Annotated in this window: 17 protein-coding genes and 1 pseudogene; 16 read left to right on the top strand and 2 right to left on the bottom strand. The window is 46.0% G+C overall.

Annotated elements, in window-relative coordinates; all coding sequences use genetic code 11:
* Nucleotides 1-324: 324 nt before the first annotated feature.
* The 11 genes and pseudogenes from ITG12_RS18855 (at nt 325) to nirD (ending at nt 13,781) form a co-directional block, all read left to right on the top strand.
* Complete coding sequence (locus ITG12_RS18855) at nt 325-759, top strand: N-acetyltransferase (protein ID WP_038878130.1); 435 nt, start codon at nt 325-327, stop codon at nt 757-759.
* Nucleotides 760-1,048: 289 nt separating this feature from the next.
* Entirely contained in the window at nt 1,049-3,712 is a 2,664-nt protein-coding gene (locus ITG12_RS18860) for a nitrate reductase (protein ID WP_038878128.1), read from the top strand.
* A gap of 20 nt (nt 3,713-3,732) precedes the next feature.
* Nucleotides 3,733-4,639: pseudogene (gene cobA / locus ITG12_RS18865) on the top strand (uroporphyrinogen-III C-methyltransferase).
* Nucleotides 4,636-5,589 (top strand): glycosyl transferase family protein, encoded by a 954-nt coding sequence (locus ITG12_RS18870; protein WP_038878124.1) that lies wholly within the window; start codon nt 4,636-4,638, stop codon nt 5,587-5,589. Before cobA ends, ITG12_RS18870 begins: the two are co-directional and overlap by 4 nt.
* Before the next feature lie 229 nt (nt 5,590-5,818).
* Nucleotides 5,819-6,736, top strand: coding sequence for a dienelactone hydrolase family protein (locus ITG12_RS18875; RefSeq protein WP_038878122.1), 918 nt, complete (start codon nt 5,819-5,821; stop codon nt 6,734-6,736).
* A gap of 73 nt (nt 6,737-6,809) precedes the next feature.
* Entirely contained in the window at nt 6,810-7,391 is a 582-nt protein-coding gene (locus ITG12_RS18880; RefSeq protein WP_248874726.1) for an ANTAR domain-containing protein, read from the top strand.
* Between the two features lie 265 nt (nt 7,392-7,656).
* Nucleotides 7,657-9,021, top strand: a complete 1,365-nt coding sequence (locus ITG12_RS18885; RefSeq protein WP_005387573.1) for a CmpA/NrtA family ABC transporter substrate-binding protein — start codon at nt 7,657-7,659, stop codon at nt 9,019-9,021.
* Nucleotides 9,022-9,101: 80 nt separating this feature from the next.
* Complete coding sequence (locus ITG12_RS18890; protein ID WP_042604122.1) at nt 9,102-10,067, top strand: ABC transporter permease; 966 nt, start codon at nt 9,102-9,104, stop codon at nt 10,065-10,067.
* Nucleotides 10,068-10,078: 11 nt separating this feature from the next.
* A complete protein-coding gene (locus ITG12_RS18895) occupies nt 10,079-10,915 on the top strand; it encodes an ABC transporter ATP-binding protein (protein ID WP_038871668.1) in 837 nt (278 codons plus the stop codon).
* A 10-nt stretch (nt 10,916-10,925) separates the two neighbouring features.
* Entirely contained in the window at nt 10,926-13,445 is a 2,520-nt protein-coding gene (nirB, locus tag ITG12_RS18900) for a nitrite reductase large subunit NirB (protein WP_050568836.1), read from the top strand.
* The gene (gene nirD / locus ITG12_RS18905; RefSeq protein WP_038878113.1) at nt 13,446-13,781 is read left to right on the top strand and encodes a nitrite reductase small subunit NirD; all 336 of its coding nucleotides are present in this window, start codon (nt 13,446-13,448) and stop codon (nt 13,779-13,781) included.
* Nucleotides 13,782-13,879: 98 nt separating this feature from the next.
* Here nirD and ITG12_RS18910 read toward each other — a convergent pair whose 3' ends face one another.
* Nucleotides 13,880-14,284, bottom strand: a complete 405-nt coding sequence (locus ITG12_RS18910; protein WP_038878110.1) for a PPC domain-containing DNA-binding protein — start codon at nt 14,282-14,284, stop codon at nt 13,880-13,882.
* Nucleotide 14,285: 1 nt separating this feature from the next.
* Entirely contained in the window at nt 14,286-14,861 is a 576-nt protein-coding gene (locus tag ITG12_RS18915; RefSeq protein WP_005375904.1) for a TetR/AcrR family transcriptional regulator, read from the bottom strand.
* Nucleotides 14,862-15,145: 284 nt separating this feature from the next.
* On the opposite strand from ITG12_RS18915, the gene ITG12_RS18920 reads away from it, so the two are divergent.
* The 5 genes from ITG12_RS18920 (at nt 15,146) to ITG12_RS18940 (ending at nt 20,688) form a co-directional block, all read left to right on the top strand.
* Nucleotides 15,146-15,760: a glutathione S-transferase gene (locus ITG12_RS18920; protein ID WP_005450075.1), complete on the top strand. Its 615-nt coding sequence runs from the start codon at nt 15,146-15,148 to the stop codon at nt 15,758-15,760.
* 254 nt (nt 15,761-16,014) lie between these two features.
* A complete protein-coding gene (locus ITG12_RS18925; protein WP_038878106.1) occupies nt 16,015-16,275 on the top strand; it encodes a hypothetical protein in 261 nt (86 codons plus the stop codon).
* A gap of 26 nt (nt 16,276-16,301) precedes the next feature.
* On the top strand, nt 16,302-17,963 hold the full coding sequence (locus ITG12_RS18930) for a SpoIIE family protein phosphatase (protein WP_038878103.1): 1,662 nt from the start codon (nt 16,302-16,304) through the stop codon (nt 17,961-17,963).
* 222 nt (nt 17,964-18,185) lie between these two features.
* Nucleotides 18,186-18,659 (top strand): type II secretion system protein, encoded by a 474-nt coding sequence (locus ITG12_RS18935; RefSeq protein ID WP_038878100.1) that lies wholly within the window; start codon nt 18,186-18,188, stop codon nt 18,657-18,659.
* 259 nt (nt 18,660-18,918) lie between these two features.
* A complete protein-coding gene (locus ITG12_RS18940; protein WP_038878097.1) occupies nt 18,919-20,688 on the top strand; it encodes a GGDEF domain-containing protein in 1,770 nt (589 codons plus the stop codon).
* Nucleotides 20,689-20,698: the final 10 nt, after the last annotated feature.

Genomic DNA, 20,698 nt, shown 5'->3' on the forward strand with positions numbered 1-20,698 from the left:
TTTAAGCGCGGATGCTTCATTTTTTATAATGATTCGCCTAGCAAGGTGAGTGCAGTTGCTCATGGTGGGCGGGTTAGCCCTTATCGTTTTTATTATTTTTGTATATAAGAGCGGCGATTATTCTACAAAAAACAACCAACAATCAAATAAAAACTGGTACGACGTTCCGTTAATATGAAAGAGTGCTCATGAACACGATTCTTTGTTTGAAAAATCAACCTTTGCCTAAAGTTGGTAAAGCACTAGAATCTGACTGAAATAATTGGAGTTTATCGAAATGGGGCTTTAGATATTGCTTAATGTGTCCCGAAGGAGTGAGTTGTTGTGAAGATCACCTCAGCAGAAAAACAAGATTTAGTTACGCTATACGAGCTTGAGCATAAGCTGTTTGGGCATCATGCATACCCAAGATTCTTCTTCAGACAAGCATTTGATTGCTGGCAACAGGGGTTGGTAGTTTCCAAGCAAAGCGAGCAAGTCACAGGCTATGTATTGATGGCACAAAGTGATGAACAAAACACCCATTGGATCTTGTCACTTGCGGTAGATAGTCAGCACCGAGGAAAGGGGATTGCACGTTCGCTTGTGGAGAATGTAATCGCAAAAGCAAGTTCCGATTCTGTTATTAAGTTAACTGTCGATCCAAACAATGCGCCGGCTTACAAGTTGTACACTTCGTTAGGCTTTAAGGTTCTGGAAAAAGAAGAAGATTATTTCGGTGATGGAGAGCCGAGACTGGTCATGGCACTAGCCCGTTAATCTTGCACTTCTGTGATTCAAAATCGCACCTAATCAGTGCATTGCCAATTATAAAGTGAAAATGGATTTTGTTAAGTTATTGAAATGTAATGCAATATAAAATTGGCATCGGGTTTGCTATTTAGATTATGTTCATCGTTAACTCGATGCGCCGCTTTCCCTTAGCAGGCGGTTAAGCGGATAGGGTATTACTTTTTGAGCTTTTATAGGCAATGCAGCCTCTCTCGTTTCGGGAGAGGTTTTTTTTCGCTTGTAGCTCGTCATTCTAAGGAAAGAATCAGGGGGCGGAATGTCGCAAGGATGCAAAAAAACCACTTGTCCCTATTGTGGTGTTGGATGTGGTGTCGAGGTCAATGCGAAAGGAATCGTTGGGGATGCGTGTCATCCTGCAAATGCGGGATCACTGTGCGTAAAGGGCGTCGCGCTGGCAGAGAGCTTGAATATGCCTTCGCGTTTGCTGTATCCAAAGCTTGTCACCAAGCAGCGACCTCAAGGGCAAGAAGTGCAATGGCAACAAGCCACAGATCTGATTGCAGAAAAGATTCATCAAGCGAAAGCAGAGTTTGGACCGGATTCCGTCGCGATGTACGTGTCAGGCCAGTTGTTGACGGAAGACTATTACGTCGCCAACAAACTCATGAAAGGCTATGTTGGCAGCGCTAACATCGATACTAACTCGCGTTTGTGTATGTCTTCGGCGGTTGCGGCTCATGTACGAGCATTTGGCGAAGATGTCGTTCCCGTCAATTACGATGACATTGATAATACCGAGCTGTTGGTCATCTGCGGTGCGAATACTGCTTGGACGCATCCTGTTTTATTTCGACGTATTCAACAAGCGAGAGAGGACAATCCTAATCTCAAACTGGTGGTTATTGACCCGCGTGAAACGGTCACAGCACAGCAAGCCGATTTGCATCTACCGATTAAAAATGATGGGGATGTATCACTTTTTAATGGGCTGCTTAAGTTTCTTACTGAGCAGCAATGCGTTGATTCTAAATACATTAATTCTTATACCGACGGGTTTGATGCGCTTGCAGAAGAAGTTTCTGATTCGCGTTACGATGTCACTAATCTAACGTCTTCCATTGGCATTTCAGAAGAAAAACTCACGACATTCTTCCAATGGTTTGCGCAAAGCCCAACCGCAATCACGTTGTTTTGCCAAGGGGTTAACCAAGCCGAAAATGGTGTCGACAAAGGCAATGCTATTATTAATGCACATTTGGCATCAGGCAAAATTGCCAAGTCAGGTTGCGGGCCGTTTTCTATTACAGGTCAGCCGAATGCGATGGGCGGACGAGAAGTCGGTGGTTTGGCAAATCAATTAGCGGTTCATCGTGCTTTTGACGCAGAGTCTATCAAGCAAGTGCAAGCGTTCTGGGATTCACCAGAAATTGCCACTCAGCCCGGTTTAAAAGCCGTTGAACTGTTTGAGGCGGTAGAACGTGGTGAGATTAAAGTTCTGTGGATCATGGCAACCAACCCCGTTGTCTCTTTACCAGATAACCAATTGGTAAAACGTGCACTAGAGATTTGTCCGTTTGTGATTGTTTCCGATATCACAGCGGATTCGGATGTCGCGCATTACGCGGACCTGTTGCTGCCCGCCGCTGGCTGGGGGGAGAAGCAAGGCATGGTAACCAACTCTGAGCGTCGACTTTCAAGGCAGCGCCAGTTTCAAACGCCTCCGGGTGAAGCAAAATCAGATTGGTGGGCGATAAGCCAAGTCGGACAAGCTCTGTGTGCATTGGAAAAGACACGAAATGGTTTTGCGTTTACTTCAGAGCGGGCGGTATTCAGGGAATATGCGGCGATGACAGGCATGAATGCAGATTCACCATTGAAGCTAGATCTTTCTCAATACGCGAACTTAACCGAGCATGAATACGAAGAGTGGGTGCCAACACAATGGGGAGGAGAGCGTCCTTTTGCTGATGGCGTCTATTCGCACCCAGATGGTAAAGCGCGTTTTGTCGTGACCAGTGAATCTCCAACGCGTTTAGAGAGAACAAAAAGCTGGTGGCTCAATACGGGCAGGCAACGCGACCAATGGCATACCATGACGCGCACAGGGCATATCGCACACCTTGCCGCCTCTGAGTTAGAACCAACCGTGTACATGAACACACTCTCTGCTACTCAAAACCGCTTAAAAGCAGGACAACTCACTAAGCTGTTTCAGCCTACTTCAAACACCAGTATTTATGCCAAAGTTGCCATTGATGAAGGTTTGGGTTTTCAAGAGCTATTTATGTCAATGCACTGGGCGGGTCGATATGGCGGTGAAAGCAGTGTTAACGCGATAGTAAACAGCGCAAAAGACCCTATTTCCGGGCAGCCTGCGTTTAAGTCATCTTATGTTGAAGTGCAAGATGCGGCGGTAAAAACCTACGGTATGTTCATCGGTACACAGTTTGATTCCGGCAAGTTTCTCTACAGCGCATTTCAAGCAGAAAGCAATTTGGGCATTTGGCGCTTTGTACACGATAAGCGACCAAAGAAGCAGAGTTTTTGTCGAACGGAAAAGAGCCGCAGAATTACGATAGATATTGCCCAAGGTTGGCTAGCGGTGGATTACGACCTTGTTGGAGACGTTCGTATCATTCGTTCTGTTTTAGTGGTGTCTAATGAACCGATTCAAACCGACTACACCAACTTTACCGGCTTGATTGGCAAGCCAATGGAGCTATCGCAACTGCTTACCATCACTCAATCGCAAAGCAGTGCCAAACTGGTTTGTAGTTGTTTCCGTGTTACTGATAAACAAATCCATGACGCGATGGAGAAGCAAGACTGCACTTCACTGACTCAACTTCAAAACAAACTCAAATGCGGCACTAACTGTGGCTCGTGCGTTTCTCAAATCAAACAAATGGTCGACAGCCATCAGCATCAAAAGGGCAAACAGCAAGCGAACCAGCAAAGTCTGGCTATTCAAATAAAGTAAGTCATAAAGAGGATAAGCACATGGAAGCGCCTTATCAAAAGTCTTGGTTTAAGAAAGGACAAGCGAGTCAGAAACAAGAACGCTCGTCTCGTTTTTCTAAGCATGACCAAGCAAGCAAACTGAACCAACTTTTAGAAGACCATTCAGTAGACCTAGACGCGAACCACAAAGGTTTTGTCTCGATTGTCGGAGCAGGGCCGCACTGATCCTGACTTGTTAACCGTAAAGGCTGTGAAAGCGATTATGTCGGCAGAGATTCTGCTGTACGACCGTTTGGTTAACAAAGATATTTTGGAGTTGGCTCCGCCACAAGCCGATTGGATTTACGTGGGCAAACGATGCGGACAACCTAGTATTGGTCAGGAAGAAATTTGTGACTTGATGGTGTCGCTCGCTCAACAAGGAAAGCGAGTTGTGCGCTTAAAAGGGGGAGATCCTTTCGTATTTGGCCGTGGAGGCGAAGAAGCATTAGCGCTCGTCAAACACTCAATCGCGTACGAAGTCATTCCCGGCATTACCGCTGCGATTGGATGTTCAGCAAACAGCTTGATTCCGCTGACTCATCGTGGCGTTGCTCGTAGCGTTACCTTTGTGACGGGGCAAGTGGTAACAGGCGCATTTGAAGCGTGGAGCCAACTGATGCAAAGCGGACAAACGTTAGTCTTCTATATGGGGTTAGAAAAGTCATCGCAAATACAAACGGGTTTAATAGGCTCTGGTTTGAGAGAAGATTTTCCAGTCGCGATCATCACTCATGGTTGCAGCCCTCAACAACAAGTGCATGTTACACAACTCAATCAGCTCAATGATTTATCGATTACACTTAAAGGCGTGAGCCCAGCATTGATTGTGATGGGAGAAGTTGTCAAACTGCGCGAACAACTAATAGAAACCGTACAGTCAGTGACGGAATACGAGGGAATATGAGCAGCATTTTGGAATGTATTAGAACAGTCGGTCGTGGCGAACGTGGTAGAAAACCACTGAACTTTGACCAAGCGTTTCGAGTTATGGATGAATACCTAAACGGTGAGTGCGACGACGATCAGATGGCAATGCTATTGATGCTGATCCGTGTACAGAACGAAACTCAACAAGAAATCGCTGGCTTTGTGAAAGCATTCCAATCCCGCATGCCAGCTATTGGTGCAGACATTGACTGGCCATGTTATGCAGGCAAACGTGAAGCGGCAGGGCAGCCTTGGCACCTGTTGGCAGCGAAGATCCTCGCCGATAATGGTCATAAAGTGCTGATGCACGGCTATCACGACCGTCAATCTGGTCGTTTGCATGCCGAAGATTACCTCGATAAGTTTTCTATCAACAAAGCGGAATCAGCAGAAGAAGCAAAGCGTGTGTTAGAAACACAAAACATTGTGTATCTGCCGCTGAGTTCGTTTGCACCCCAAGCAGAAACCATGATCGGTTGGAAGAATTGTTATGGGCTTAGAACGCCGATTAATACCGTGGTTCGAGCATTGAATCCGGGGCAGGCGACGGTTGGTATTCGTGGTAGCTTCCATCCTGGGTTCCAACAACTTCATGCTGAAGTCGAATTCGAGATTGGTCAAACCGCTCATGCCGTTGTGTCATTCAAAGGACAATCGGGTGAGTCAGAATACAACCCGAAAGTAAGCCAAACCGTATGGTTAAGCCAAACAAGTGGTGTGACATCGCATTACTGGACGGAGCAAATGCTATCTGAGGTGCCAATGCCTGCGAACTGCCCATTTGGGACGTCAGAAGATGACATGAACCAAATGGCAAATACGGTTCTTGCCACCATGACAGTGGTCTTGTTTGCACAAATGCACGACAGAGAAATAGCATTCGAACGTGCCTTCTCTTACTGGCAAGCCTATTGCGCCCAGCAATAACGCACTACTGTCAATTAATGTAAAACCAACGACGCAAAGTTGTTGAATCTGAATCCATTATCTATTGTTTGAAGAAGGTAAAAGATCCTAGCTCGCCAATGATGTGTTTCACCACCTTGCTCCGTATCAGAATGGTGAAACCAAAGTTTTAGCCTCAATCGCGTTCGTTTCTCCCTGCGCTTTTGAGAATGAGAAAATCCCATATGGTAAGACACAGAGGACATGGATAATGGTTCTAAAGCATACCACTCCTAGTGAAAAGGCTTCCCATCCGATCCCGCAAGAAGCCTTCGATTGGTACGACGAATACGCCCACGGAAAAATCACGCGCCGTGAGTTTCTAAATAGGCTGGGTGGCCTTGCTGTGCTTGGCTTTAGCATGACAGCACTGGTCGACGCGTTAACCCCGAATTACGCACTCGCAGAACAAGTTTCATTTAACGATCCTGACATCAAAGCAACTTACGAAACCTTTCCATCTCCAAATGGGCATGGAGAAGGGCGTGGTTATTTGGTGATGCCACAGAAGAAGACCTTAAAATCGCCGACCGTGTTGGTTATTCATGAAAATCGAGGTCTGAACCCTTATATCAAAGACGTCGCAAGACGACTTGCAAAAGATGGTTTTATTGCTTTCGCTCCAGACGCACTTTATCCACTCGGCGGCTATCCGGGGAACGACGATGAGGGGCGCGCCATGCAGAAAGAGATGGACAGAGCCAAGATCGAACAAGACTTTATTGCAGCGGCTAACTTCCTCAAACAATACGAGGGTGGTAACGGTAAATTGGGCGCGGTTGGATTCTGCTTCGGTGGATACATTGTCAATATGCTTGCAGCGGTAATGCCTGAAGAGCTCGATGCAGGTGTGCCTTTTTATGGAACACCAGCTGCACAAGAGATCCAAAAGCAAGTCAAAGGACCGTTGATGCTTCACTTTGCAGGGCTCGATAAGCGTGTTAACGACACATGGCCTGCTTATGAGCAGCAATTGATCGCAACCGACGCACAGTATCAAGCGTTAATGTATGAGAACGTCAACCACGGCTTCCATAACGACTCAACAGCACGCTACGCACCGGAAGAAGCAGCACTCGCTTGGGAGCGCACACTCGGCTTCTTCAAAGAACATCTTGCCTCTAGTTAAAACGCGTCTACTTTAGTTGGCACATTCCTTGTTATGTCTCTCTTAGTGAGTGAGATATAAACAAGGAATGTGCATGACTCAATCAACGTCAAAAACACCCATCATAGTATGCTGCGATAGCCTCGAAGAGCAGGCTCGATTGGCCGGCTTATTGAGCAAAGATTACGACAACATCATCGGTTGCCAATTGGCACAACTAGAAACGCTTATGCAGCGAGAACCGTCAGCAAGCGTTGTGGTTGGATGGCAGCAGCCAACGGCAGAACTGCGTTTGATCGTCGATTTCTGCCGCAGAAAATCGGCACCACTTCTTATCGTCTTAAAGCAGTTATCATCTAATGATATCAATCGGTTATCAGAAAAAATGGACTATGTACTCATGCCACATGATAGTGAGTTTGCACTTCAACCTTGGATTGAGCATGCGACATTAGTGAGAGCGAAATTCGAAAGTATGCAATTGGAAATTGAATCGCTGACCCATAAGATCGAAGAGCGCAAGCTGGTGGAAAAAGCCAAGGGTCTGCTGATGAAGATGCACAGCGTTGATGAAGAACAGGCTTATAAAGCGCTAAGAAATTCAGCCATGCAATCAAGCCAAACGCTCGCACAAGTTGCCAAGAATTTGATAACAACTTTGGAGGTGTTGGATTAGTTGTTCTACTACTTTGGGGTTAGGGTGCACTTTCTAACGTGGTGCGTGTTGCACTATCAGCAAGCAATAACGGGGGATAACGAACTGCGGAATATGCTAATTTATTGTATTTACTGTGAAAAATAAGTTGGCACAGTAATTGGATTAGTAGAATTGGGTTTATTGTTGAATCGCTTATCTCAATTATCAACGGCGGTAATTGTAGACTTAGCAACGGCGCTACTGCTCTTCGGAGTAGTGGCGCTTTTTTTATGGGAGCAAACCAATGAAATGGAGTTCGATGCTGAAAGTGTCAGCAATTTCGTTATCAGTATTCACCACGGTCAGCGTAAAGGCAGAGTTGGGTGAGCCAGAAATTGAAGACCTGAAGTTTGGTTTTATTAAGTTAACCGATATGGCACCGCTGGCGGTTGCTTATGAGAAAGGCTTTTTTGAAGACGAAGGCTTGTACGTCACTTTAGAAGCGCAAGCAAACTGGAAGGTGCTTTTAGACCGAGTCATCGATGGTGAGCTTGCTGGTGCGCACATGCTTGCTGGTCAGCCATTGGGCGCAACGATTGGTGTTGGCACAAAAGCAGAAGTGATTACCGCGTTCAGTATGGATTTGAACGGCAACGCAATCACGGTTTCCAATGATACTTGGGAGCAGATGAAGCAATACATTCCAAAACAACCAGATGGCAAACCTGTTCACCCAATCAAAGCGGATGCACTGAAGCCTGTGGTCGACAGCTATCTGGATAAAGGCAAACCTTTCAATATGGGCATGGTGTTCCCTGTATCGACGCACAACTATGAGTTGCGTTACTGGTTAGCGGCGGGCGGGATTCATCCAGGCTTTTATGCCCCAGAATCAGGAGACAACAGTGGCCAGTTGGATGCTGACGTTCTTTTGAGTGTTACACCGCCACCACAAATGCCAGCGACGATGGAAGCGGGCACGATCAAAGGGTACTGCGTAGGCGAACCATGGAACCAACAAGCCGTATTCAAAGGCATTGGCACACCAGTTGTGACCGATTACGAGATCTGGAAGAACAACCCAGAGAAAGTATTCGGTGTTTCCAAAGCTTGGGCTGAGAAGTATCCAAACACGCACATTCGCGTAGTAAAAGCCTTGATTCGAGCGGCACATTGGTTGGATGAAAACGACAATGCCAACCGCCAAGAAGCAGTGAAGATGCTATCAAAAAGCGAATACGTCGGAGCCGATGCCGAAGTTATTGCCAACTCAATGACCGGCACGTTTGAATACGAGAAAGGCGACAAACGAGACGTGCCAGACTTCAACGTGTTCTTCCGTCATAACGCCACGTACCCGTACTACAGCGACGCGATTTGGTACCTGACCCAAATGCGTCGCTGGGGACAGATCTCAAGCGAGAAATCCGATGATTGGTACATGGATGTCGCAAAAGAGGTTTACCGTCCGGACATTTACCAACAAGCGGCTCAAGCACTGATTGAAGATGGTGTGTTGAGCAAAAAAGACTTCCCAGATTTTAGTGCTGAAGATGGTTTTCGTGCGCCACAAACACACTTTATCGACAACATCGTTTATGACGGTCGTGAGCCAAATAAGTATCTAGAGAAGTTCTCTATCGGGCTTAAAGGAAAAGACAAGGTTTAGGATGAGCAGTCCTACAAAAAATACAGCGGGCAGGTGAGTCTGCCCGCAATAACAAGGATGTAAATTTCTTAGGAGTGAGTATGTCTAGTAATGTCATTTCCCTTTTTCCTGCTAAGCAGGTAGTGAACCGAAGTCGGTTGGTGCTTTTGCCCGTCATTGGTTTGCTGATCTTTTTGGCAATGTGGCACTTAGCGGCGAGAGAAGTGCAAACCTCATTAGGTACGCTACCGGGACCAGTGCAAACTTTTCAACAGTTCAGCAACCTTGTCGATGACCATTGGCAAGAGCGAGAAAAGGAACAAGCGTTTATCGAGCGTCAGGAAAAGCGCAATGCTGCGAAGTTAGCCAAGAATCCAGACGCCGAAGTGAAGATTCGTCCTTACACAGGTAAACCGACATTCTTCGACCAAATCATAACAAGCTTAGTGACTGTAACTGCGGGCTTTTTGTTGGCGACGATTATCGCGATTCCGCTTGGCATCGTGCTTGGTCTGAATCAAGGGCTGTATCAAGCGTTCAACCCAATCATTCAATTGCTCAAGCCCGTATCACCTTTGGCTTGGCTGCCTATCGTCACTATGGTGGTGAGTGCCACTTATGTGAGTGATGACCCGATGTTTGCTAAGTCGTTCATTAACTCTTTGATCACTGTGGCGCTGTGTAGCTTATGGCCGACGCTGATTAATACCGCTGTGGGTGTAACGAGCGTTGATAAAGACTTAATCAACGTGAGCAAAGTGCTCCAACTTTCGTGGTGGCAGCACATACGCACCATCGTTTTACCTTCTGCCATTCCAATGATCTTCACCGGTTTACGTCTCTCTTTAGGTATCGCTTGGATGGTATTGATTGCGGCAGAGATGCTCGCGCAGAACCCAGGGTTAGGCAAGTTCGTTTGGGATGAGTTCCAGAACGGCAGTTCAGCATCATTGGGGCGCATCATGGTGGCTGTCATCACCATCGGCTTTATCGGTTTGATGCTCGATAGAGGCATGCTGCAACTTCAAAAGTGGCTGTCTTGGAATAAACAACAAGCGTTGAGATAAGGGAAAAGATCATGGAAAAAGCATTATTAGATCTAACGCGTTTAGGGATGCGATTCCCAACGCCAGATGGCGAGTTCATCGCGCTTAAGAACGTCGATTTACAAATCAATAAGGGCGAGTTTGTATCCCTAATTGGCCACTCTGGCTGCGGTAAATCAACGGTATTGAACTTAGTCGCAGGGCTGCACATGCCAACAGACGGCGGCGTGATCGTCGATGGGCGAGAGGTAGCTGGACCAGGACCAGACCGCGCAGTGGTGTTCCAAAACCATTCATTATTGCCTTGGTTAACCGTGTATCAAAACGTTGAGCTAGCTGTAAAACAAATTGCCGGCAAAAAGGGCAAAGCGTGGATTCAGGAACAAGTGAATCACTACTTGGAGTTGATTCAAATGCAGCATGCCGCGCACAAAAAGCCGGATGAAATCTCGGGTGGTATGAAGCAGCGAGTCGGCATTGCGAGAGCATTGGCACTTCAACCAAAGGTTTTGCTGATGGATGAACCATTTGGTGCGTTGGATGCGTTAACTCGTGCGCACTTACAGGATGCACTGATGAAGATTCAAGCCGAACTAAACAACACCGTGATCATGATTACTCACGATGTGGATGAAGCGGTGCTGCTATCCGACAAAATCGTGATGATGACCAACGGACCGGCAGCAACCATTGGTGAAGTGTTAGAAGTGAATCTACCTCGCCCTCGTGAGCGTGTCGCACTGGCGGATGATGCGCAGTATCAGAAGTGTCGACAAGCGGTGTTGAAGTTCCTTTATGAGAAGCAATCCAAAGTCGAGATTCCTGCTTCGAAAGAAGAGAAACCCAAAACCGCAGCGCAAACGGCATAAGGAGGCAGCGATGAACAGTCCTTTAACGATCCCAGTAAAGAACGCATTGAGCCACATCGTTGTGGTAGGCAACGGTATGGTCGGGCAGCATCTCGTCGAGCAATTAGTGCAGAAAAGCGCGCATATGGAGCACCGAATTACCGTGATTGGTGCAGAGCGTTTTATTGCGTATGACCGTGTACAGTTGTCCTCTTTGTTTGCGGGTAAGTCTCATGATGATTTGATGCTGAGTAACCAAGAATGGTACGACATGCATGGCATCCAACTCGTACTTGGCAGCCAAGTAACAGGCATCGACAGAGAACAAAAGCGCCTTCTGCTTGATGGTGAAGATGTGCTGGGTTACGACCAACTTGTGCTCGCGACTGGTTCGTACCCATTTGTGCCGCCAATTGAAGGTAAAGACCGCAACAACGTGTTTGTCTACCGCACGCTTGATGATCTTTCACAAATCAAAAAGGCATGTGAAGGCGCAAGAACAGGCGCAGTGATTGGCGGCGGCTTATTGGGTTTAGAAGCGGCAAATGCACTCAAACTATTGGGGTTAGAAACTCACGTCATTGAATTTGCTCCTCGCCTGATGCCCGTGCAGTTAGACGATGGTGCTGGCTTAGTGCTAAAAGAGAAGATTGAAGCGCTAGGGCTAACCGTTCACACCTCAACGGGTACGGAACGAATCTGCGATGGTGAAACGGCTAAGCATCGTATGGTGTTTAAAGACAAAGATCCTCTCGAAGTGGATGTGATTGTCTTTTCCGCAGGCATTCGTCCTCAAGATGAGCTGGCAAAAATGGCTGAGCTAGAAGTCGGCGAGCGAGGCGGTATTGTGATTAACAACCAATGCCAAACCAGCGATGAGAATATTTACGCGATTGGCGAATGTGCTCTTTGGGAGCAGAAGATCTTTGGTTTAGTCGCACCCGGTTACACCATGGCGAGAACCACTGCCGATGTCTTGACTGGTATGCCAAGCGAAGGTTTTAAAGGCGCAGACATGAGTACCAAGCTCAAGCTGCTTGGGGTGGATGTGGCGTCTATCGGCGATGCACAAATGCAGACCGAAGGCGCACAAGAAATGGTATTGCAAGATGCGGTTGCAGGCATCTACAAAAAGCTGGTGGTTGATGCGAGCGGCACCCAATTACTTGGTGCGATTCTCGTCGGTGATAACAGCGATTACGATGCGCTCTTACAGTGTTATTTGAACAAAACAGTCTTGCCAGACCACGCGGCGAACCTGCTATTTGATACTGGAATGCTGGATGGAGAGATGCCAGACAACGCCATTATCTGTTCTTGTCACAACGTCACAAAAGGCGACTTAGTTGCCGAGATTCAAGCTGGCACTACCAACCTGACGGACCTTAAAGCCAATACCAAAGCCGGTACTGGATGTGGTGGCTGTAGCAATATGGTGAAGTCGGTATTGGATACTCAATTGGCAGCTATGGGGGTAGAGGTTAACAACCACCTTTGTGAGCACTTTGAGCTCAGTCGACAAGAGATGTTCCATATTTGCCAAGTGGAACAAATCAAAGACTTCGACACCTTAATTGCACTGCATGGCAAAGGGCATGGGTGTGATATCTGTAAGCCGACAGCGGCATCTGTATTTGCTTCTTTGTGGAATGAACACATTATGGAGCGACAGCATCAATCTCTGCAAGATTCCAACGATGCCTTTATGGCGAACCTGCAAAAAGATGGCTCTTACTCGATTGTACCTCGTGTTCCGGGCGGCGAAATCACACCAGACAAACTCATCGTGCTAGGCGAAGTTGCTCAGCAATACGATCTGTACACCAAGATCACTGGCGGTCAGCGGGTGGATTTATTTGGCGCGCAGTTAGAACAGCTTCCTGAAATCTGGCAAACCTTAATTGATGCCGGTTTTGAAACAGGGCACGCCTACGGTAAATCGGTGCGCACCGTGAAATCGTGCGTGGGTTCTACTTGGTGTCGTTATGGTGTTGATGATTCAGTTGGATTAGCCATTGAGTTAGAGAACCGCTACAAAGGATTGCGAGCGCCCCATAAGCTTAAGTTTGCCGTATCGGGCTGTACTCGCGAGTGTGCAGAAGCGCAAAGTAAAGACATTGGGGTGATCGCCACCGAAAACGGCTGGAATCTATACGTTTGCGGTAATGGCGGCATGAGACCACGACACGCTGATTTGTTTGCATCTGACTTATCTAAGTCAGAGTTGATCACCATGATTGACCGAGTTTTGATGTTCTACGTCAGCAGCGCTGATCGCTTGCAGCGCACGTCGGTGTGGATGGAGAACATGGAAGGGGGCCTAGATTACCTTAAACAAGTGATTTTGGATGACTCTCTGAATTTATGTGATTCTTTGGATGAACAAATGGCGCGAGTCGTAGATACCTATCAATGTGAGTGGAAGAGTACGCTGGATAATCCTCAAAAACTGCAACGCTTCCGTCCTTTCTTGAACAGCACGTCGGGCAGTAAAGTCTTGCCGTACCAACGTGTGCGCGGTCAGCGTATTCCCTTGAAACAGGAGGTGTAAATGGCAGCTTTAACCAAAGTTAAATTGTGTCAGCTTGATGACTTAATGCCGTTTATCGGTGCTACTGTATTGATTGAAGGCGAGCACGTTGCGTTATTCTACATTCCAGATAGCGGTGTTTACGCCGTTCAAGATTGGGACCCAATAGGTAAGGCTTATGTGATGAGTCGAGGGATTGTCGGTGATATTGATGGTGAGATGTGTGTTGCATCACCACTGTATAAACAGCACTTCAGTTTAAAGAGTGGGCAATGTCTGGAAGACGAAGCGCTCTGTCTAAAAACGTGGCAAGTAACGATCGACGATAATCAGGTTTGTTATTTAGCCGAAGAATGATCCTCGAAATTAGCTTGCTCGATATGAGTAAATTCTTAGCGTAAGAGACAAGCGAATAAAGCTCCAGAGACAGCACAGTATGGCTCTGGAGCTTTTTACTATTTGGAAGGATTCACTTTCAGCTCGGTATAGCCAGTCGAGTCGTCCATCGTTCTGGTAAACTCAAGTTCTGAGTAAGAATGGATGATCAATTCTGCGGTGGTATCAATAACCGTGCCTTCCATTAAATGCCCGCCCCAGACTCGTCCTTCACGATCAGACACCGAGATATGAACGTGTTGATGTTCAGGCGTTAGGGTTCCCATCACAGAGACGATTTCAAATGGCTCTTGCTTGGTTAACGTACTCTCTGCACTTGCCAAACGAAGGTTGAGGTCAGAGACACAGCCAACGCATGAGGCAATCGAGCCAGCTTTGATACCATGCTGCTCGACCAATTTCGCAAGGCTGAGCTTTAAGTCCATGCCTTTGGTAAGACGTACCGCTATCACTTCAATCGACATGTCACTTCCTAATCAAAACCAGCAAGCAGGAAAGCGCCGTATCCAAGTCGGCATAACGTTTGGCTTTGCCAAGTACGCGCATGCCTTGCATGTTGTTGAGAACAAAACGAGCAAGCTCTTCTGGTTTCAGCGTTTTCGGCACTAAGGTTTCTTTTTGTGCATTGGTCAGCGCATCCGCAATGATGTCGATAAGATGGTCAAACAAAAAATGCCCTTTGCGCAGTACATCATCGTCTTCCCCAGCGTGCTCAATCAACGCATTTTGGATAAAACACCCACAGTTGCGTTTGCGCTGCAGCTCAGCAAAAGATTTAAGGAACGATTCCAACTCAGGTAAAGACGCGTCGTCTTTTTCCAAATCATTCAGTGATGGTAGCGAGACCTTTTTCAAGTAGGTATCGAGCGCTTCGTAGTAGAGCTGTTGCTTGTCACCATAGGTGTTGTAAAGACTGAAGCGGTTGATGTTCAACTCGTCTGTGAGATCCGAGATAGACGTGTTCGCAAAGCCCTTGCGCCAAAACACATCCATAGCCACGAGAAGCTTTTCATCTCGGTCGAAGTTGGCTTTTCTTGCCATAAATTACCTGCCTGGGTCTGCTTATCGGGTAATTAAATTGCTTTGGAGGGATGGTACAGAGAACCTCTAGCGTTCGAACTGAACCAATATGATGAATACCCATCTATTCTTGGGTATCAGCCCCCAAATTCATGTGAACTCACAAACGGCATCAAAAATCTCGCTCAGCAAACAGACCCACAGCTGTTTGAAAATTTTTGATAGTGAAGTTCTTGACTGATCGTTTATAAACTGGCTACAGTATATCCTAACCAATCGGTTAGAAAAAGATAAAAGGATGTGAAATGAAGCTCTATGAAACCGCAATGACTCCAAGTTGTAAGCGAGTTAGCATTTTTCTAAAGGAAATCGGTGGCGAGGTTGAGCGAATTGCGCTGAACGTTCGTGAGGGTGATAACCTATCTGAACCGTTTAAATCGAAAAGCGTGAACGGCAAAGTGCCTCTGCTGGAACTGGATGATGGCACGACGATCTGTGAAAGCGTGGCAATTTGTCGCTACCTAGATGAAGCGTTTGAAAATGATCTGGCGCTGTTTGGTGCTAACCAGCTCGAACGTGCTCAGGTGGAAATGTGGCATCGCGTTGTCGAATTCCAAGGTTTGTACACGGCTTTTCAGGCGTTTCGCAATATCACAGCAATTTACCAAGATCGTGAAAACTGTGTGGCTGCGTGGGGTGACGAGTCGAAATCTCGCGTATTAGAATTCCTACCAATTCTCGACAAGCGCCTATCAGAAAGCGAGCATATCGCCACGGACAACTTCACCATCGTAGACATTACCGGCTACATTTTTGTTGGTTTTGCCGTAAATGGTTTGAGTATTGAAGTGTTCGAAACCTACCCAAATATTGCTCGTTGGTTTGAACAAGTGTCGGTGCGTGAAGCGTTTCAAGGTTAACTTCTAGCGTGATTTTTCTGAGCAGCAAGGCTTTTGTAGACTTGCTGCTTTTTGTCGTTTTAAGCGCAAAGATCTTCAATTTTATCGGGTTTTCTCTTCTTTTTCTGCCTTTCTCCTATAATTAACTCAATTAATGAAACAACATCAATTGGCTCTCACGGCGTTTTGGAACCTTGAGTTCTTAGTTTGTAGACGTCCCAATCATTATTGGACTTCACCAAGTAATGAAGGACACCAAGCGACAAGGAGAGGTTATGCGTGTTCGAAGTAAAACCATCAATGGCGTGTTGTGTACGCTGCTCGTAGCGTCTGTGTGTGGATTAGTTGCGATGTATCAAAACCACACTCAACAACATCAACAAATTGAATTGCTGCGCGGGCAACTGGTGGAAAAAGAAAACCAAATCGTTGTCTCGAATGAGGCGTTGTCTTATACCCGTTACCAACACCAACTATTATCAGAAGATTACACTCGATTTAGAGACGAACAGTCCACTAACGCCATCCTTCGTTAGGCACTGCGTCATAAGCAGGGAGCATTATGAAATCAATTTTGTTGGTCGATGACAGTAAAACGGTGTTGCTCTATATGACCAGCGCATTGCAAAAGCAAGGGTACGAGGTCATTGCCGTTGAAGATGGTGAGTCTGCGTTAGAAGTGCTGACTCACCGAACTGACATTCAGTTTGTCCTCAGTGATTTGATGATGCCGGGCATCAGTGGTATTGAGCTTTGCCGTGAGCTTAAATCGTCGGCGTTTTCTCGTTATATCTTCTTTGTGCTTCTCTCTTCCCGTAACGATCAAGAATCCATCATCAAAGGCATGGATGCAGGCGCCGATGACTTTGTCGACAAGAAGACATCTGTAGAGGAACTACAAGCGCGCATCCGAGCGGGTTTTCGTACCTTAGAACTGCACAATACGCTCACGACAAAAAACCAAGAGCTCGATTTAGCCTATCAAACTATTCAACAAGATCTCGACGCTGCGAGTGATTTGATGACTCAGTTATTACCAGTGGAAGAACAAATTCACACGGCAAAATTCAGCTTTACTTATGTGCCTTGTTCCAAGATCGGTGGCGACATGTTTGGTTATGTCGAGCTTGATGAGCAACATGTTGCTTTCTACGTATTTGATGTATCGGGCCATGGTATTTCTTCAGCACTGATGGCATTTTCAGTCCAGCAAACTTTGTCACAACGTCACCAATCGGAGTCCATAACGTTAGACTGGAGCGACAATGAATACCGCATCAGTGAGCCTGCCGCTGTGATTGAAAGGCTTAATCGGCGCTACCAACAAGCGCAAAACAGCAAGCTTTACTTCACTATCGAATACGCCGTGTTGAACACCGAAACCGGTGAGCTGAATTATTGCACTGCAGGACACCCTAAATTCGTTTGGCAACAGACGGAACAAAACCGCTTGGAACTTGTTGGCGACAACAACTTCATTGTTGGGGCATTAGAGCCGATGATGTACCAAGGTGGAAGTATCCAACTTAAGCCTAATGACGCCCTTTGGTTTTTCTCCGATGGCCTAACAGAGGCCAAGCAAGGTGAGGAGCTTTACGGCATTGACCGACTGCTATCCAACATTGAAGGGAGTCAAGCGATGCCAGAAAAGGCACAAACCAATGCCGTTTTGGAGCAAGTGCAAAACTGGCAAGGAAAACCGGAACTCGACGATGATGTGAGCGTGTTGAAAGTGCAATGGTTGGGTTCTAGGCAGTCGCAAGCCGTCAATTCGCCGAGTGCGGTATTCCAGAAATCCTATCAAGCGTCTTTAGAAGTTTCACGCCAAGCGAGTCTCGAATTGGTTGAGTTCCTTCAACAACATTCGGTTTCTTCTCATGCCATGCAAACCCTAGAGTTGTGTGTGGTTGAGTTGATGAACAATGCTTTCATCCATGCCTATCAAGAACAAACCGGAAAAACGGTCGAGTTAGAATGCGAACTAATACAAGGCAAGCAGCACAACATAGAAGTGCGTGTATTTGATTATGGTAATCGCATTACTGATGAAACCTTCCAAAGCTACACCTCAAAGCAAATAGAGGCGCCAAATCTATTTGATGAACAGAGTTGGATGCCTTCAGGACGAGGCTTGATGCTCATTGCCCAAATGACGGATGCGTTTTCTGTATCACATCAAGTGGAGCGTAATTGTTTTACGGTGGCAATAGTGTCTAAATCGTAACTTTTGCTTTGTGATGTTGCTAAGATCTTCCTCTTACACGCATTAACACGCATCAGTTTTGTCCGCGCTAATCGATTGCCTAAACTTTATTTTTTCTGCCCGTTTTGAGTTAACCCTGCGTTAACTTTCCCCGTCGTATATTCTCCGTCAGCCGATGGAGAGTCAGGGCTTCTGCCTCTTGTCATCGTGATTTTTCTCTCGTTTGTAGTTGGGAAATAAAAAATGAAGGCGAAAGGTTTTACCTTAATTGAATTGGTCGTGGTCATTGTCATCTTAGGTATTTTATCTGTGACAGCAGCGCCTCGATTCTTGAATTTGCAAGATGATGCAAGAAACGCGGCAATTGCTGGGTTTAGAGGGGCGATGAACGGTGCGATGGGCATTGTTTACGGCAAAGCGGCGTTGATGGGTGTCGAACGCGCAGAAGAGGCTAACTTGGATACTGATGGTACAGGTACGCTTGATTTGGCTATCGCTTACGGGTACCCAAAAGCAACCTTGAATGACCTATCTATTGTGGTGCAAGGCTTGAGAGAAGACTGGGCACACAAAGAAATCCCTGGTGGCGATTCAATCTACTTCGGCATTGCGGGTTATGACAAAACTTGTATCAAATACACACAAGCCGGTGCGACTAGTGCAGCCGCAACCGTGGTCGTCAAAGACCCTGTAGAGTGTAGTGGGCTAACAAAATGATTCTTAGAGCCACTTTTTAAAGTGGCTTTTTTTGTGCTCAAAAGCTGTGCGTATTCCCTTAAAAAGTTCCCTTAAAAGTCGCTTAAAACATACCGTTATGGTGACGATAAAAACAAATCATCAAAACAAGTTCGGGCGTTAACTTAGCGTTAACCATGAGAAATTTAAGATATGACTCATATCACACACTATGCCTCTTAAAGCGTTGGCTTTGAGATGGAATTTAACCTTGTTAATGATTAACAGGAAGTAGAGGCGAGTGTCATTAAACGTGTTGGTCAGCGAACTACGTGAATACCAACTCAATAAAAACACTTATAAAGGTCTCTTAATGTCAGATTTCAACTTGTTGTACCAACCAAAACTAAAAGATGGCGTGATCGTTGGTCTTGAAGCTTTGCTACGACCAGTCGACGTTGAAAAAACACTGCCTGAATTTTTCGCCGAAGTGAAAGACAACATGGCGCTTGATCTATCAGTGATGAAGCGTTGTTTGGAAGACATCGCGAAGTTTGACATTCAAATTCCGGTATCCATCAACATCTACCCAACCAGTGTTTTGAATGATTACTTTGTCTTCAGTGCGATCAAGCAGCTAAAAGGAAAGAACGTTTCTTTAGAGTTGGTTGAGCATCAAGGTGTTGAGCTCAACGACGAATTTCTTAATCATGTTGCGCTGCTAAAAGACAACGGCATCAAGCTGTCTATTGATGATTTCGGTAAAGATTTCGCGAGAGCGGATTTGGCGCTCACTATCGGCGCGGATGAAGTCAAATTTGACCGTTCGTTGGTTCATGACATTGAGAAAAACTACAGCAAATTTAAGCATCTGTCGTTTTTGTACTCAAAGATCAAAACGCTATGTACACACAAAGTTGTTTTTGAAGGTGTTGAGAACAAGCGTCAAAAAGAACTGATCGAATTGTTTGCCGAAAAGCCAACGATTCAAGGTTTCTATTTCTATCCAGCAATGCCGTTAGAGGAGATTGTTGAGCTAGATTGCTTTTCCAACCTTGAGCAAGATGCACCTGTAGAAGCACTGCTACGAATGAGCTTGGATTTAGATTACAAGCTTTATAACTTTCTGATTGAAAACAATATTGAAGATGTACAGAGCGAAGAAGTGAATCGCTTTATTGAAGACCATGACATCTTGGGCGTTGTGCACAACGAAGACGTAAATACGACTCTGAGCAACCTAAGAGACATCTATTTCAATAATACATCGATTATTGCGAATGGCGTTGTGTCGATGCTCGATTCAGCTGAAAAGCTGGTCATCATGAGAAACGAGCAAGGTGTGGTGATTTTTGATAACGCGGCACACCGAGAGTTGGTCGGAACCAGTATTGTTGGTGTGAAACCGCAAGAGATCATTCACGAAAACGAAAGCTACCGTTTGTGCTTAGAGAAAGATAGGAACTTGCTGCAAGACGAACATCTTATGTTCCACAAAGACAAAGAGTTTTTCGAGGGTATTGAGTACGACACGATTCGCGAAAAAATGGTCTACAACGGCAAGAAATTCATCATTGCGACCGTTTGCCCCTCAAACGTTGGTTTGGTGGATGTGAGTAAAGATGAGCTAACCAAGTGTTATACCCGCTCGTTTTTGAAGTACCACTTAGGAGCGTATGAAAACCGGATCGTTGCCTTTTTGGATATGAATGGCTTTAAAGCCATTAACGACGCGTTTGGTCATAGAGTCGGAGACAGCTGCCTTGTCGATTTTGCGTGTTTATTGAAATCATCACTTCGAGATAAAGACGTGGTGATTCGTTATGGCGGTGATGAGTTTGTAATCATTTTTGATACCTCTACTTACGACGATATCGAAAACAGACTCAATTCGTTAAACGTGAAAATGACGCGTTACTTTTCAGAAAAAGGGTACGACTTGTCCTTTGCGTACGGCCTATCAAAAGTGAACAACCACGATGTCAATACTGCCATCGAAATTGCCGACAGAAACATGTACACAGCCAAACGTCATATTAAACGTCAGCGCAGCGTTGACTACGTTATTTAAATCTATAGAC

Source organism: Vibrio sp. ED002 (assembly GCF_023277445.1).
GTDB lineage: Bacteria > Pseudomonadota > Gammaproteobacteria > Enterobacterales > Vibrionaceae > Vibrio > Vibrio jasicida.